The sequence below is a fragment of the Aureimonas phyllosphaerae genome, from assembly GCF_900113065.1.
GTDB lineage: Bacteria > Pseudomonadota > Alphaproteobacteria > Rhizobiales > Rhizobiaceae > Aureimonas > Aureimonas phyllosphaerae.
This window is the reverse complement of sequence record NZ_FOOA01000011.1, coordinates 119,359-133,159: the sequence shown is the minus strand read 5'-3', so window position 1 is coordinate 133,159 and position 13,801 is coordinate 119,359. Positions and strand designations below refer to the sequence as shown.

The window sequence follows — 13,801 nt, the reverse complement described above, 5'->3', positions numbered from 1 at the left end:
AAAGCCGTTCGCGAGTGGATCACGGCGGTCGGCGCCAGGACCGCATTCATCGAGCCGGGCAGCCCTTGGGAGAACGGGTACTGCGAGAGCTTCAACTCCAAGCTTCGGGACGAACTCTTGAACGGCGAGATCTTCTACAGCCTTGCGGAGGCGCGCATCGTCATCGAAGGTTGGCGTCAGCACTACAATACCAAACGCCCGCACTCGAGCCTGGGTTACCGCCCGCCGGCACCAGCCGTCGTGCCGTGGCCGGCTGCGCCACCCCAACCCGCTTCGCCGGCCATCTTAAACGTCGCCGGCAAGCCCACCATGCATTAGATTTGAACCGGGCCACCTGTTGGACGCAGGCCACTGGCCTGATTTATCATCCGGCGCCTGCAGAGACGCTTTCCGCTTCAGGTCGACGGGCAAGGTCCAGCCGGATCGGAAGTTTCCCATCGAATATGACCTTCGTAGCTTCGTTTAGATCCTCGCACGCCTTCGAAGCATCCTCAGCATATTCGTAGCAATTGCGAAGCACGTCTTTGAGCAAGTTGTCCATTTCGATGGATCGCACCTCTGTCTTTGGCTGCAATTCGACTGGGACCTCCGTCAAAAATCTCTCATGCTGCTTGTCATAGCGGGTATGATCTTCGAGTAGCGCTTGCATCTCTGTGCGTCGGCCGCTGTAGGCATCAAACCCGGCCTCCAGAGCGGCGACGCGAGTAGCAAGCATCATCAGTCTTTGGATGAGGTCTCCTTGCTTATGCTTCAGCAGGAATACGAAATCGCTTGCTTCGAAGTCTACCGACGGCCGAGTGGCTGGCGTTGTCGGCTGCACAAAGGTCCAGAGCTTGTTTACAGGCATGGCATTCGGATCTGCGCGAGCGATACCGTTCACCACATGACCACGTATCGTCTCGATACTGTTCGCAAGGCTACTGGCTTTCAGGATCACTCTCAGGGCCGCGTTCCGCTCTAGATCTACTCGTGCCGCCTCATCCCTTGAGCGTCCCTCTGCGGCAGCCTGACGAGCCGTGACATAGGATGCCACAGCGCCGATGACTGCGCCGAGAAGCGCCCCGCCGAAACCGGAAATCAAAGTCGCCCAGTCAGTTGTTGATAGCAGCGCTGCCGTGCCAGCCGGCGGCGCCTTCAGCCTCATCGCATCGACGATCCAGTCGAGATGCTGAAATAGGTCTATCAGTATCAAATCGCCCATTCTGTAACGTGCGGTCAGCAGGGCGCTGCAAGCAAGGTTCTGCCCTCAGTTTCCCCCGATCTTGGCTTCACGTCAGTCCGCCTCGACAAGCCATGCAGCGCGTAGTGGTTCCGTCGGAATGTCATGGTCCGCATTTCAGGTTTTTGGTCAAAGAGGAATGTCGCGGTAGGGTCGGGGTGCTGGCTCACTCGTACCTCTGGGGATCGTGTCGGCCGTCAGGTGGACGAGTACCGTGCCGTCCGGCCGGACCTCAACGGCCGCCGCGCCGGCCTGTTTCGCCGCCCGGATCGTCCGCGCGATGTCGGCCTGCGTGACAACTGCCGCGCGCTTGCCCATCACTGTCCCGGCATGTTCTTCGCCCACCACTCGTCGACGGTTTCCCGCCGCTCTACGGTGGGCTCGGCGCTGTGGACGAGTACGATCCTGCCATCTGGGTGGATCTCTGTTCGATGGATATCTAGCTCTGCGGCTCGTGCAGCCTTCACGGCCCGAACATAGTCAGCCTGGCGAAACCTCATGCGTTGCCCCGCCTCGTTCGTGTGAGCCATCATGCCCAGCGAGCGCGCTGGACGACAGGGGGGGGCGGGGATGGCTAAGGCGAAGCGCGGACGACCACGGAAGAGGCCTCCCCCAGAAGCGTACTACGTCATTGAGGTCGCAGGCTGGGAGTGGCGCTACTGGATAAACGAAGCGCGCCACAGCTTCGACATGACGGCTGTCGTCGAGAACCGCGACATCATCATCCACGGTACCGTGCGAGGCCCGAAGCTTGGGAAGGTGACGAAGGCAGAGGTCCACCTCGAGCCAGGCTGGAAGCTCGAAGAGGTAAAGCAGCCTAGGGATGGTGAGGAAATCCTGATCGGCTCGATTTGGATGACGACGGGTGTCTTCCAGGCCATGCAGCGAATTACGAACGAGGCAGCCGCGTCGATCCTCCAAATGCTGATCGCGGACAAGATCCGGTTCGCGTGCGTGACGACCACCCCGCTCCACTACCGTACGGGCGAGATCCGACGGCTTACCTTGCAGATGGACTTGGCCGACGACGAGGACGTCGAACCGTAGCGGTCAGCACTGTCACGACGTACGCGTTCGGGGCAAGCCTACGCCAAAGCGCTGGCTGACAGCCTGTGCCAGGCGATGTTCGTGCCGGGGACGCGGCGTTGCCGGATGCATGGCGGCTTATCCACAGGGCCGAAGACGGCGGAGGGCAGGACGCGGATAGCCGAGGCGCAACGACGACGCTGGGGTGCGCGCGGCCAAGCCAGCTAGGGGTGTCGGCTTCCCATGTGCTTCCCAATCGTGAAACCTGGGAAGCGGGGTCTGCCCGAAAGCCTGCTAAGTGATTGAAAATAATGGTGCCGCTTAGGTGATTCGAACACCTGACCCCATCATTACGAATGATGTGCTCTACCGACTGAGCTAAAGCGGCCCGGCCTAGGCTTGCTGCCCGGCGGATGGCGCTCTGATAGCGCCATTGCGGGCGGGATTCAAGCGCTTATTGGTCGAAACTGGCGCGGAGATTACGGGAGGGACAAGCGCCGGCGTGCGTCGGCGTATTCACCCGCCAGCCGGTCGATAAGAGCGCTGACGGGGGTGACGGCGTCCACCGATCCGATGCCTTGACCTGCGCCCCAGATGTCTCGCCAGGCCTTTGTGCTTTTGTCGGCGCCGAAATCCATTTTTGACGGGTCGCTTTCGGGAAGCTGGTCGGGGTCGAGCCCGGCCGCTTCTATGGATGCGCGCAGATAGTTGCCGTGGATGCCGGTGAACAGGTTGGAGTAGACGATATCCTGCGCTCGGCCTGAGACGATGGCTGCCTTGTAGCGCTCGTCCGCTCGCGCTTCCTCCGTCGCGATGAAGGCGGATCCGATATAGGCGCCATCCGCACCCGCGGCCTCAGCGGCGAGCACGCCGGCACCGGTTGCGATCGCGCCTGAGAGAAACAGCGGTCCGTCGAACCAGCGCCGGATTTCGGCGAGAAGTGCAAAAGGGGAGAGAGTGCCGGCGTGTCCGCCTGCGCCCGCCGCGACGGCGATCAGGCCGTCCGCCCCCTTCTCAATGGCCTTATGGGCGAAGCGGTCGTTGATGACGTCGTGAAGGACGATGCCGCCATAGGAATGAACCGCTTGGTTCACTTCCTCGACGGCTCCCAATGAGGTGATCACGATCGGAACCTTGTGCCGGACGCAGACCGCCAAGTCCGTCTCCAGGCGCTTGTTGGAACGATGAACGATCTGGTTGACCGCGAACGGAGCAGGGCGGCGCCCGTCCGCCGTCGGCTTATCGAGTGCTTCCGCGATCTCGGTGAGCCAATCGTCCAGTTGCTCCGCCGGGCGCGCGTTCAGAGCGGGAAAGGCACCGACGATGCCGGCGCGGGCCTGCGCGATGACGAGCGCCGGATGGGAGATGATGAAGAGCGGGGCTCCGATGAGAGGAAGCCGGAGCCGACCTTGCAGAACCGGAGGTAACGCCATCTCTTCAATCCCATCTTTGACGTAAACGTAAGACGATCTGTAGCTTGCCGTTTCATTCACGCCAAGGGGCGACGTCTGGGCGATGGTGCGGGTGGTCGTCATCGGCGCGGCGCGATCGCGCGTCGCACTGGCGCAAAGCGGTGCCGAAACCGATATGTCGGTAATGACGCCAGTTTTTCCCGCCGTTGCCGAGACGCCCGATCTTTTCGCGGCATCCCAGCCGTCTGTTGTCCGCGTGATCGACGTCGAGACCGCAGGCCATCGACTGGAGGAGGATGCGGTGATCGAGATCGGATCCGTGGATCTCGATCTGGTGTCGGGTGAGATTTTCGATCCACGCGAGACGCTGGTGGATCCTGGCGGAGTGTCCATCTCGCCGGGCGCTCGCCGCGTCCATCGAATCAGCGACGAGATGCTGGCCGGGGCGCCCGCTTTCGCCACGGCGCGCGGCGTGTTTGCAGGCGCGGCGATTTACGCCGCGCAACGCGCCTCGTTCGATCGGTCGCGGCTCGGCCTCCCAGGACGTTGGCTGTGCACCTACAAGCTTGCACTCCGAGCGTTTCCCGGCGTGCGCGCGCACGGTCTTCAATCGCTCGTCAAATACGTGCCACTCGATCTCGGCGATGTGTCCGAACGGCTCGAGGGGTCGCATCCCCATCGCGCTCTCTACGATGCCCTGTGCACGGCGGTGTTGCTGCGCCGGATCACGCAGGAACTCATACCGCGTTGCGCCGATGCGGCGGATTTCCTGGCTCGGGCGGAGAAGGTATCCGCCGAGCCTGCGCTGCTCGCGCGCTTCCGCTTCGGTCGATACAAGGGGACCTCGCTCGCCGATGTTCCGACAGATTATCTGGAATGGCTGGTTCGCGAGCCCGGTATGGACGCCGATGCCGTCTTCACGGCGCGTCATCATCTGGCTTGGCGGGAGAAGACAGCGCTTGCGGCGATCGCTCGTCCGCTGCCCGCCAGTGTCTGACGGTCGGTGCGAACGGGAGCGGAGTCGCCGCGAGAGGTCGCCATCCCGGTGGTATCCTGCGGTGTAGGCTCCTCGGAGAGGGTTTGCGCGACATTGGCGCGGCGGGATCTGCGAGGTGCTTTCGGCGCACGACTGTATTCAGCCGGCGGCCGTCAGATCTAAAAGGATGGGTCTATGGGGGTCGTCGCGACGCCTCCGCTCCTCGTCCAGCGCCGCCGTCGGCCTATCTAGGCGGGAAAGCCAACCACCCGGTCTCCTCGCTTGCAGCGTTTCGCCGACCTCTTGGACCGTCTTGTTCTGACGCCTTCGCGCAATGGCAAATTGCGGCTGATGGCCGACCATTTCCGATCGGTCCCGGATCCGGAGCGCGGCTATGCCCTCGCCGCGATCACGGGCGAACTGGACATCCGGTCGGTGAAGCCTGCCATGCTGCGGGATCTGATGACAGAACGTATGGACCCGGTACTCTTCGGCTACTCCTACGACTATGTCGGCGATCTCGCGGAAACGATCGCGCTGGTCTGGCCCTCGCCGCACGACGGTGAAATGCTACGCCGGAACGACACGCCCACCCTCGAGCAGGTCATCACGGAACTCGACGCCGCGACCCGCGTGGAAGGGCCGCGCCTCGTCGAGGCGTGGCTGGACAAGTTGGATTCGTCGGGTCGCTACGCGCTCCTCAAGCTCGTGACTGGCTCGCTGCGGATCGGCGTGTCCTCGCGCCTTGCAAAGCAGGCTCTCGCGGATTTCGGTGAGAAGGATATCGTCGAGATCGAGGAACTCTGGCACGGGCTGCGCCCGCCCTATCTCGAACTCTTCGACTGGCTGGAGGGGCGCGCCGAAAAGCCAGTGTCGGCTGCGGCGTCTCCCTTCCGGCCCGTGATGCTGTCGCAGCCGTTGGAACAGCCGGACTACGGCCGCATCACACCGCAAGACTACGCGGCCGAATGGAAGTGGGACGGCATCCGCGTCCAGGCGACCGTCGAACGCGGCGTGAAGCGCCTTTATTCGCGCACGGGCGACGACGTGTCGGGCGCCTTTCCCGACCTTCTCGACTACATGACCTTCGAAGGATCCCTCGATGGCGAGCTCCTCGTCGCGCGACCGGCCGCCGAGGGGGGAGGGCGTCCAGCAGTACATCCGCATCAGGGGGCCGTGCGGGACGATATAGTGGTCGGGACCTTCTCCGACCTTCAGCAGCGGCTGAACCGGAAGACGGTATCCGCCGCGGTCATGAAGAAACACCCGGTCTTCCTGCGAACCTATGACCTCCTCCAGGACGGAGCGGAGGACCTGCGCACGTTGCCGTTCTCGGAGCGTCGCAAACGGCTCGACAGGTTCGTGGAAGGACTTGAGCCCAGCCGTTTCGACATCTCGCCCTTCGTATCCTTCAACGGTTTCGAGGATCTTGCCCGTCTGCGGGCCGACCCGCCCCATCCCGTCATCGAAGGCCTGATGCTGAAGCGCTGGGACTCGGCCTATGTGCCGGGACGTCCGAAAGGGCCGTGGTTCAAGTGGAAACAGGACCCCCACCTGATCGACGCCGTGCTGATGTACGCCCAGCGCGGCCACGGCAAGCGATCGAGCTTCTACTCGGACTACACGTTCGGCGTCTGGACCGGCCCGGAGGAACAGCCCGAACTGGTCCCCGTCGGCAAGGCTTATTTCGGCTTCACCGACGAAGAGTTGAAGCAGCTCGACAAGTATATCCGCGACAACACGATCGAGCGCTTCGGACCGGTTCGCTCCGTCCGCGCGGAGCCGGACCATGGTCTGGTGATCGAGGTGGCTTTCGAAGGCCTGGCGCGCTCGACCCGGCACAAGTCTGGGGTTGCGATGCGCTTCCCACGCGTGTCACGTCTACGGTGGGACAAGCCGGCCGCCGAAGCCGATCGCCTGGAAACCCTGCAGGCCATGATCGACGGCTGAGGCCGCGCGTTCATGCCTGTGGCGGCGCGGCCGCTTGCATCGCCACAATCTGCCCTCTACCTGCGATGGGTCGCTGGAGAAAGAGGACTGCCATGGCCGATCGGGTCTCGACATTTCTGGGTGGGTCGCCGCTGTCGGTGCTGATCCGGCTTCTGGTGATCTCGCTGCTCGTGGGCATTCTTCTGTCCTGGTTCGACGTTCGGCCCTACGAGATCGTCGACTGGGGACGGGATTTCGTTCAATGGGCCTGGTACAGCGTCTTTGGATCGCTCAACCGCGTCATCGACTATGTCCTGTTGGGGGCAGCCGTGGTGGTCCCGGTGTTCATCGTCTCCCGCCTTCTGAAGACCGGGCGGGGCTGACGGTCAGGCGAACGCTGCCGCCACGCGATGAAGGATCGAGTGGCGGCGCGAAAGGGCCTCGATGTCGCGCGAGTAGCCGCCGCCGATGACGCCCGCGACCGGAACGTCGCGATCGCGGAAGAATCCGATGACCCGCCGATCCCGCTCGGCGAGGCCGGTATCGGTCAGCGACAGCCTCCCCAATCGATCGTCGACGTGCGGATCGACGCCCGCGTTGTAGAAGACGATGTCCGGGTGCGCCCTGTCGAAGGCGGTGGCAAGGAGTTCAGGCAAGACGGCCAGATAGTCCTCGTCGCCCGTTTTGTCCGGCAGGCCGAGATCGAGGTCCGACACGGCTTTCGGATGCGGGTAGTTGCGCTCGCCGTGGATCGACAGGGTGAAGACCCTCCGATCGTCGGCGAAGATCCGTGCCGTCCCATCTCCCTGGTGCACGTCGCAGTCGAACACGAGGACACGGCCCACTTCGCCGTCGGCGAGCATGACCGAAGCCGCGACTGCGACGTCGTTGAACACCGAGAAACCTGCGCCGCCCTCGCGCGCGGCATGATGGCTTCCCCCTGCCGTGTTGCAGGCGATCCCACGCTCCAAGGCGAGGCGCGCGGCCAGGACTGTGCCGCCGGTTGCACAGCGGGAGCGCATTGCCACACGATCATCCACCGCAAAGCCGATCGCCTTCTCCGTCGCCCTGTCGACGCGCTGGGTGAGGACAGCCTCCACATAGGCTGGAGCGTGTGCGAGCTCGAGCCAATGTTCGGGAGCGGGGATGGGCTGAAAGAACCCCCCATCCGCGAGGCCGTCCTCCACGAGGATCTGGGCGAGGCGGGTGAACTTCGACATCGGGAAGCGATGCGCGGCATCGAACTGCGCATCGAAGGCGGGATGATGGACGATCGCCAGCGACACCGGGATCAGCCGATCACGGCCGGTCGGTCTCCCAGCCAGCCGGTGGGCCGCCCGACAGGATTTCGTCGACGCGTGTGTCGCGCACGCTTGCGATCGTGTCGATGCCGGTACGGTCGAGGTGACGGGACACGTCGTTCAGGATGCGGATCGGGAGGTCCGGGCCGCCATAGACCAAAGCCGTGTAGAGCTGGACGAGATCGGCGCCCGCCTCCATCTTGCGCAGAAAGGTCGAAGCGTTCTCCACGCCGCCGACGCCGATGATCGGCACATCCGGGCCCATCGCCCGGCGAAACAGCGCCAGCACATAGGTCGATCGACTGAAGACCGGGCGGCCGGACAGTCCCCCCGCTTCTCCTGCGTTCGCGCGACCCTCGACGCCGTGCCGCGAAAGCGTCGTGTTGGAAACGATCAGGCCCTCGACCTTGCGATGCTTCGCCGTATCGGCGATCGCCCAGATCTCGTCCTCGCTGAGGTCGGGCGCGACCTTCAGGAAAACCGGACGTCGCTTCGTGGCCGCCAGCGCCGCCGCCCCATCGCGCGCCGCCATCACGTATTCCAGAAGCCGGTCGAGGTCCGATCCCTGCTGGAGCTTGCGAAGGCCGGGCGTGTTGGGTGAGGAGATATTGACCGTCAGGTAGCTCGACAGCGCTTCGAAGCGATGAATTCCCGCGACATAGTCGGCAATGCGATCCTCGGCGTCCTTGTTGGCGCCGATGTTCACGCCGACGATGCCGGGCTTGCGGGACCGGGCTTCGAGGCGCTCGGCCACGTCGGCATGACCATGGTTGTTGAAGCCGAGCCGATTGATCACGGCGCCGGCTTCAGGCAGGCGGAACACGCGGGGTTTGGGATTGCCCTCCTGCGGGAGCGGCGTCACCGTGCCAACCTCGACGAAGCCGAAGCCGAGCCGCAGCGCAGCATCGGCGACCTCCGCGTTCTTGTCGTATCCTGCCGCAAGTCCGAGTGGATTGGGGAACGACAGACCGGCCATCTCGGTGCGAAGCCTCGGGTCGATCGGCCGGTTCCGACGGGGTACGAGTCCACGCTTCAGCGCCTCGATGGAGAGCGTATGGGCGCGCTCGGCATCAAGTTTGAAGAGAAGGGGACGGGCGAGCCCGTAGAGCCCGCTCATCGCATGCTGCCCGGAAACACGTGGCGGCCGTCCGCCCCGAGTGGCAGATCCGCGACATAGACGACCGCATCCATCAGCAGTTCGCCATAGAGGTGAGGGAACAGGTCGCCGCCGCGCGAGGGCTCCCACTTCAAGTCCCCACCAAGCCGGGCGGGGTCGACGGCCGCGACGATCAGCGAGGTCTCTCCGGCGAAGTGTTTTGCAGCCGTTTCACGCACCTGTTCGGCGGTCGAGAAGTGAATGTATCCGTCCTCGACGTCGACGGGAGCCCCCACAAATCGGCCGGCGGCCTCGGCTTCGAGCCATTCCGAGCGGGGCGACAGTTTGAAGATGAGGGCGCGCTGTTCCATCCCTTCCGCCTGCCAGACGCTCGACCCGCCGTCAATCGGGCGCAACCCTAGCTAAAACCCGCGGACACGATGCCGCAACCTCCGCGATCTGGCGGTTTAGGAAGCTGGCCATCGCCTGTACGGAGCGCGTGCCGGCCTCGCTCGCGAACGTCTCGAAGACGTGGCATCCGTCCGGCTGCACCCGAAGGTCCGCACGATTGCCGGCTGCAAGCCAGCGTGCATGCATGAAAAGCGTATCGTCGAGAAGAAGGTCGCGGGTGCCGACGCTGAACAAGGCCGGCGGCATGCCTTCGAGGCGGGCATAGAGCGGCGAGATGTCGGCCCCGCGCGGATCGACCTCGCTCGGCACGAACCGGCGCACGAATTCACCGATATCGTCCGTGTTCAGGATCAGGCGCTCGGGGCCGAAGTTTCGCACGCTTGGCGTCATCGACAGATCGAAGCAGCCCGCCACGAGGTTGGCCGCATGGAATGGCGCCATTTGGTGCCGGTCCCTCAACCGGAGAAGAGTGAGGGCCGAAAGATGCGCACCGGCCGATTCGCCTCCGATCGCCAGGAACTGCGTCGGCAGGTCGGCCAGCCGGCCCTCGACCAGGGCGAGGGCCGCCGCCTCGCAGTCGTCCGGCCCGGCCGGGAACGGGTTCTCGGGCGCCAGTCGATAGTCCACCGAGGCGACGCAAAGCCCGGTTGCGTCGGCCAGACGGCGAAGTCGCGGATCGTTCTCAACCGCTTCGCCGAAGACCCATCCCCCACCGTGGAAATGCAGGTACGTGCCACGGGCGTTGCCGTCAGCGGGGTGGAGGATGCGGACGGGAATCATGCGGCCGGCCTCGCCCGGAAGGTCGACGGCACGCGCATCGGGATCCGGCGACAGACCCGGAAAGACCCCGAGGCCCTTTCGCCGCGCTTCGCGCACCACCTCGATGGGGAAGGACCATGAGCTGGGGCGACTCGCCTGGAACGCCGCGATCTCCGCGTTCAGCCGACGGAGCTCTTCGTCGCCATTGGTTGCGAACTGCTCCTGAACGTCGCTGCTGACCATTTGCTCGTCCTCTCGCCACTCCAGCTTCGCGGACCATATGGCACGGGACGCCGAGGACGGAACGATCATGCAGCCGGTCACGCAGCAATTTCTTCATCGACTGAGCGTGCAGACGCGAGGGCAGTCTCTCACCGATATTTCGCGCGAGATCACGGCGGCGCTTTCCACCCATGGGGCCGGCGACGGACTCGTCACCGTGTTCATCCGGCACACCTCCGCCTCGCTGACGATCCAGGAGAATGCCGATCCCGACGTGCGGACCGATCTCCTGTCGGCCTTCGATCGCATGGCACCCGAGGACGCGCCGTACGTTCACACCCTCGAGGGCCCGGACGACATGCCGGCGCACATCAAGACGGCGCTGACCGACACGAGCATCGCGATCCCCGTCGAACGTGGACGGATGGTTCTGGGGACGTGGCAGGGAGTCTACCTGTTCGAACACCGGGCCCGTCCACATCGACGAGAGATCGTCCTTCACTTCATCGGCGGCTCGAAAGAGCCTTGAGTTCGCGCAAAGGTTGCCATCGCAAAACCTTGCGATACGTTTCTCTCACGAGGTCGTGAGTCGGCCGGAGGGAGTTCTGCCATGCTCAAGGAGTTTCGCGAGTTCGCCCTCAAGGGCAACATGGTCGATCTGGCGATCGGCATCATCATCGGGGCGGCGTTCTCCGGCCTCGTCAATTCGATCGTCGCAGACATCATCATGCCGATCGTCGGCCTCGTGACAGGAGGCGTCGACTTCTCGAACCAGTTCATCGCGCTGAGCTCCAGCGTCACCGCCACCAGTCTCGCCCAGGCGCGCGAGCAGGGCGCGGTCATCGCCTACGGCAACTTCCTGACGCTCGCGATCAACTTCGTGATCGTCGCCTTCGTGCTCTTCATGGTCGTCAAGGGCATGAACCGGCTGAAGCGCAAGGAAGAGGCCAAGCCGCCCGAAGCCAAGGACGTGCCGCGCGAGGAGAAGCTCCTCGAGGAGATCCGTGATCTTCTCGCCACCGGTCGCTCGACGGTTCGTCCCGGTCAGGTGCCGGGCGGCGACTTCTAGACACATGCTCCGCGCGCCTCCGGGCTTGACGAACGGCGTGGAAAGACCGAGTCCCGGCGGGACGGGCCATCCATCGTCGATGGGCCGAACCGCCATCCGGGACTGCCCACATGAGCCTTCTCCAGCGTCTGCGTCCGGCCGCGCTCGCCGCGCCTGAAAGCGGCATCGTCGCCGTCATCAACCATGCCCGGGGGCGCGAGGGCCTGATTCCACTCTGGGCCGGCGAGGGCGACCTGTCGACGCCGGCATTCATTGCCGAGGCGGCCGCGGAAGCCTTGCGCGGCGGCGAGACCTTCTACACCTGGCAGCGCGGCATCCCGGAACTCAGGCAAGCCATCGCGGGCTATACCGAGCGCCTCTATACCCGCCCGACTTCGCCCGAGCGTATCTTCGTCACCGGCTCTGGCATGCACGCGATTCAGCTCGTTCTCACGGCGCTGGCGGGTGAGGGCGACGAGGTCGTCTTCGTCTCCCCGCTCTGGCCGAACTTCGCAGCAGCGGCCGGCGTCACCGGGGCACGGCCGGTCGAGGTTGCGCTGGAGTGGACGGGAACGCAATGGTCGCTCGATCTCGATCGTCTGCGTGAGGCGATCACGCCTCGAACCCGCGCGATCTTCGTCAACACGCCGAACAACCCCACCGGCTGGACCGCCGACGCGGAGACGATCCGAGCCATCCTCGCCATCGCGCGCGACGCCGGAATCTTCGTGGTGGCGGACGAAATCTACAGCCGCTTCTTCTACGCCGGTTTGCGTGCGCCCTCGTTCCACGACGCGATGACCGACGAGGACGCCCTGATCTTCGTAAATTCGTTCTCGAAGAACTGGGCGATGACCGGCTGGCGCGTCGGATGGATCGAGGCGCCCGTCGAGTTCGGTCAGCTGATCGAGAACCTCGTTCAATACTCAAATTCCGGCGTCGCCGCCTTCATGCAGCGCGGAGCGGTGGCGGCCATCGAACACGGCGAGTCCTTCATCGAGTCTCAGGTCGCGCGAGCGGCCGAGGCGCGGCACATCTTCACGACGACGCTTGCGGCCACCAACCGCGTGTCGATCGCGCCGCCCAACGGCGCGTTCTACGCGTTCTTTGCGATCGACGGCGTTTCCGACGGGATGCAGGCGGCCCTTCGCATTGCCGACGAGGCTCTCGTCGGGCTCGCGCCCGGCGCCGCCTTCGCCCCGACAACGCCGGGACATCTCAGGGCCTGCTTCCATCGGCGCCTCGATCAGGTCCAGGAATCGGCCGAAAGGCTTGCAGAGTGGATCGGACGACAGCCTTGACCGGCCTGTCGCAGGCGGCGCTGACGATCGCCATAGGCGCCGTCGGCGGCGCGCTGGCGGCCTTTGCAAACCTGCCTGTCGCATGGCTCCTCGGGGCGACCTTGGCCGTCGTCATCGCAACACTTTCGGGCCTGCGGCTTCGTGTGCCCGACCGCCTGCGCGACCTGACCTTCTTCGTGCTCGGCATTCAGGCAGGCTCTGGCGTGACGCCCGACGTCGTCAACCAACTCGCCCTCTGGCCGCTGTCCTTCGCCATCCAGATGGTCGGTGTCGCCCTGATCGTCGTGGCGACCAAGGTGTTCCTGCAGCGGGTATTCGGCTGGGATCGGGAGACCGCGCTCTTCGCCTCGCTACCGGGCGCGATGTCGTTCGTCCTGGCTGCCGCTTCGGAGACGCGTGCCGACATGACGCGGATCGTCGTCGTGCAATCGACGCGGCTCCTGCTTCTGATCGGTGCGCTGACACCGCTTCTCGCTTGGCTCGAGGGGGCGCAGGCCGTCGAGGGGCAGCTGCGGGGGGGCGGGATCGGAACGCCGCTGCAATATCTCGTCCTCGGCGGCCTGTGCGCTCTTTGCGCCTGGCTCGGCATGCGCAGCCGCGTGCCCGGCGGGCTGATCCTCGGCGCGCTGTTTGCGAGCGCGTTCCTGCATGGGACGGAGATCGCGCCGGTCGCCATCCCGAACTGGATCGCGATCCCAGCGCTTGTCGTCCTTGGCTGCTCGATCGGCGCGCGCCTGAAGCCGGAATATCGCAGCGCCATGCGCGAGTTGCTCACAGCCTCGCTCGGCGCTTTTGCGATCGGTCTCGGCCTGTCGGGGCTGGCGGGGCTCGTCGCCTTCGTCCTTCTCGGGATCGCCTTCGGGAAGATCGCGCTGGCCTATGCGCCGGGCGCTCTTGAAGCGCTGACGGTCCTCGCCTTCCAGTTCAACCTCGACCCGGCCTATGTCGCGGCTCATCACGTGGTGCGCTTTGTCGGACTGGCGCTGATCGTGCCCGTCCTGGCCCGTCGCCTGCCGCGCTCGCGGACGGAGGAAAGCGTCGTGCGGAAGGAGGGCGCGCCGGACTTGGCCGCCCATGACAGCGAAAACGACCGCTGATCGG

17 protein-coding genes and 1 tRNA gene are annotated in these 13,801 nt (G+C 64.8%); 10 read left to right on the top strand and 8 right to left on the bottom strand.

The genetic code is table 11. The features are described 5' to 3' along the window. Nucleotides 1–318: integrase core domain-containing protein (locus tag BM175_RS14420; RefSeq protein WP_139224636.1), on the top strand; the 318-nt coding region annotated here is incomplete at its 5' end. Between the two features lie 46 nt (nt 319–364). On the opposite strand, the gene BM175_RS22415 is transcribed toward BM175_RS14420, so the two are convergent. Continuing rightward, a complete protein-coding gene (locus BM175_RS22415; protein WP_139224635.1) occupies nt 365–1,201 on the bottom strand; it encodes an RNA-binding protein in 837 nt (278 codons plus the stop codon). Nucleotides 1,202–1,348: 147 nt separating this feature from the next. Beyond that, nucleotides 1,349–1,567, bottom strand: a complete 219-nt coding sequence (locus BM175_RS14410; RefSeq protein ID WP_139224634.1) for a hypothetical protein — start codon at nt 1,565–1,567, stop codon at nt 1,349–1,351. A gap of 222 nt (nt 1,568–1,789) precedes the next feature. Here BM175_RS14410 and BM175_RS14400 point away from each other — a divergent pair, with 222 nt between their 5' ends. Together BM175_RS14400 and BM175_RS23350 are read left to right on the top strand one after the other, a co-directional pair. Next, entirely contained in the window at nt 1,790–2,266 is a 477-nt protein-coding gene (locus BM175_RS14400; protein WP_139224633.1) for a hypothetical protein, read from the top strand. 9 nt (nt 2,267–2,275) lie between these two features. Continuing rightward, nucleotides 2,276–2,473, top strand: coding sequence for an HGGxSTG domain-containing protein (locus BM175_RS23350; RefSeq protein WP_425285277.1), 198 nt, complete (start codon nt 2,276–2,278; stop codon nt 2,471–2,473). Between the two features lie 84 nt (nt 2,474–2,557). On the opposite strand, the gene BM175_RS14395 is transcribed toward BM175_RS23350, so the two are convergent. Together BM175_RS14395 and BM175_RS14390 are read right to left on the bottom strand one after the other, a co-directional pair. Continuing rightward, nucleotides 2,558–2,633: transfer RNA gene (locus BM175_RS14395), tRNA-Thr, on the bottom strand. Between the two features lie 91 nt (nt 2,634–2,724). Next, complete coding sequence (locus BM175_RS14390; protein ID WP_090964169.1) at nt 2,725–3,678, bottom strand: NAD(P)H-dependent flavin oxidoreductase; 954 nt, start codon at nt 3,676–3,678, stop codon at nt 2,725–2,727. An 82-nt stretch (nt 3,679–3,760) separates the two neighbouring features. Here BM175_RS14390 and BM175_RS14385 point away from each other — a divergent pair, with 82 nt between their 5' ends. From BM175_RS14385 to BM175_RS14375, 3 genes are all read left to right on the top strand, one after another. Further along, nucleotides 3,761–4,654 carry a putative quorum-sensing-regulated virulence factor gene (locus BM175_RS14385; RefSeq protein WP_244546013.1) on the top strand — a complete coding sequence of 298 codons (894 nt, stop codon included), beginning with the start codon at nt 3,761–3,763 and terminating at the stop codon, nt 4,652–4,654. Between the two features lie 261 nt (nt 4,655–4,915). Then, a complete protein-coding gene (locus BM175_RS14380) occupies nt 4,916–6,583 on the top strand; it encodes a cisplatin damage response ATP-dependent DNA ligase (protein ID WP_090964167.1) in 1,668 nt (555 codons plus the stop codon). A gap of 92 nt (nt 6,584–6,675) precedes the next feature. Next, on the top strand, nt 6,676–6,945 hold the full coding sequence (locus BM175_RS14375; protein WP_090964165.1) for a DUF6460 domain-containing protein: 270 nt from the start codon (nt 6,676–6,678) through the stop codon (nt 6,943–6,945). Nucleotides 6,946–6,948: 3 nt separating this feature from the next. On the opposite strand, the gene BM175_RS14370 is transcribed toward BM175_RS14375, so the two are convergent. Genes BM175_RS14370 through BM175_RS14355 form a run of 4 tightly spaced genes read right to left on the bottom strand, consistent with a single transcriptional unit; the run spans nt 6,949 to nt 10,372 of the window. Continuing rightward, nucleotides 6,949–7,848 (bottom strand): histone deacetylase family protein, encoded by a 900-nt coding sequence (locus tag BM175_RS14370; protein ID WP_090964163.1) that lies wholly within the window; start codon nt 7,846–7,848, stop codon nt 6,949–6,951. 13 nt (nt 7,849–7,861) lie between these two features. After that, entirely contained in the window at nt 7,862–8,980 is a 1,119-nt protein-coding gene (locus BM175_RS14365) for a quinone-dependent dihydroorotate dehydrogenase (RefSeq protein ID WP_090964161.1), read from the bottom strand. Beyond that, nucleotides 8,977–9,330: a DUF952 domain-containing protein gene (locus BM175_RS14360; RefSeq protein ID WP_090964159.1), complete on the bottom strand. Its 354-nt coding sequence runs from the start codon at nt 9,328–9,330 to the stop codon at nt 8,977–8,979. The genes BM175_RS14365 and BM175_RS14360 overlap by 4 nt, the downstream gene beginning before the upstream one ends. Before the next feature lie 31 nt (nt 9,331–9,361). After that, the gene (locus BM175_RS14355) at nt 9,362–10,372 is read right to left on the bottom strand and encodes an alpha/beta hydrolase (RefSeq protein ID WP_090964158.1); all 1,011 of its coding nucleotides are present in this window, start codon (nt 10,370–10,372) and stop codon (nt 9,362–9,364) included. A gap of 67 nt (nt 10,373–10,439) precedes the next feature. On the opposite strand from BM175_RS14355, the gene BM175_RS14350 reads away from it, so the two are divergent. From BM175_RS14350 to BM175_RS14335, 4 genes are all read left to right on the top strand, one after another. Beyond that, entirely contained in the window at nt 10,440–10,880 is a 441-nt protein-coding gene (locus BM175_RS14350) for a secondary thiamine-phosphate synthase enzyme YjbQ (RefSeq protein ID WP_090964209.1), read from the top strand. Between the two features lie 81 nt (nt 10,881–10,961). Further along, nucleotides 10,962–11,420, top strand: a complete 459-nt coding sequence (gene mscL / locus BM175_RS14345) for a large conductance mechanosensitive channel protein MscL (RefSeq protein WP_090964156.1) — start codon at nt 10,962–10,964, stop codon at nt 11,418–11,420. 110 nt (nt 11,421–11,530) lie between these two features. Continuing rightward, nucleotides 11,531–12,700 (top strand): pyridoxal phosphate-dependent aminotransferase, encoded by a 1,170-nt coding sequence (locus tag BM175_RS14340; protein WP_090964154.1) that lies wholly within the window; start codon nt 11,531–11,533, stop codon nt 12,698–12,700. Continuing rightward, the gene (locus tag BM175_RS14335; RefSeq protein WP_244546012.1) at nt 12,679–13,797 is read left to right on the top strand and encodes an AbrB family transcriptional regulator; all 1,119 of its coding nucleotides are present in this window, start codon (nt 12,679–12,681) and stop codon (nt 13,795–13,797) included. Before BM175_RS14340 ends, BM175_RS14335 begins: the two co-directional genes overlap by 22 nt. The last annotated feature ends 4 nt before the right edge of the window (nt 13,798–13,801 follow it).

What these genes read in the sequence shown, in the direction of transcription:
- BM175_RS14340 (WP_090964154.1), top strand. Translation starts at nt 11,531, where the DNA reads ATGAGCCTTCTCCAGCGTCTGCGTCCGGCCGCGCTCGCCGCGCCTGAA.
- BM175_RS14365 (WP_090964161.1), bottom strand. Translation starts at nt 8,980, where the DNA reads ATGAGCGGGCTCTACGGGCTCGCCCGTCCCCTTCTCTTCAAACTTGAT.
- BM175_RS14355 (WP_090964158.1), bottom strand. Translation starts at nt 10,372, where the DNA reads ATGGTCAGCAGCGACGTTCAGGAGCAGTTCGCAACCAATGGCGACGAA.
- BM175_RS14400 (WP_139224633.1), top strand. Translation starts at nt 1,790, where the DNA reads ATGGCTAAGGCGAAGCGCGGACGACCACGGAAGAGGCCTCCCCCAGAA.
- BM175_RS14360 (WP_090964159.1), bottom strand. Translation starts at nt 9,330, where the DNA reads ATGGAACAGCGCGCCCTCATCTTCAAACTGTCGCCCCGCTCGGAATGG.
- BM175_RS14385 (WP_244546013.1), top strand. Translation starts at nt 3,761, where the DNA reads ATGGTGCGGGTGGTCGTCATCGGCGCGGCGCGATCGCGCGTCGCACTG.
- BM175_RS14375 (WP_090964165.1), top strand. Translation starts at nt 6,676, where the DNA reads ATGGCCGATCGGGTCTCGACATTTCTGGGTGGGTCGCCGCTGTCGGTG.
- BM175_RS14350 (WP_090964209.1), top strand. Translation starts at nt 10,440, where the DNA reads ATGCAGCCGGTCACGCAGCAATTTCTTCATCGACTGAGCGTGCAGACG.
- BM175_RS22415 (WP_139224635.1), bottom strand. Translation starts at nt 1,201, where the DNA reads ATGGGCGATTTGATACTGATAGACCTATTTCAGCATCTCGACTGGATC.
- mscL (WP_090964156.1), top strand. Translation starts at nt 10,962, where the DNA reads ATGCTCAAGGAGTTTCGCGAGTTCGCCCTCAAGGGCAACATGGTCGAT.
- BM175_RS14390 (WP_090964169.1), bottom strand. Translation starts at nt 3,678, where the DNA reads ATGGCGTTACCTCCGGTTCTGCAAGGTCGGCTCCGGCTTCCTCTCATC.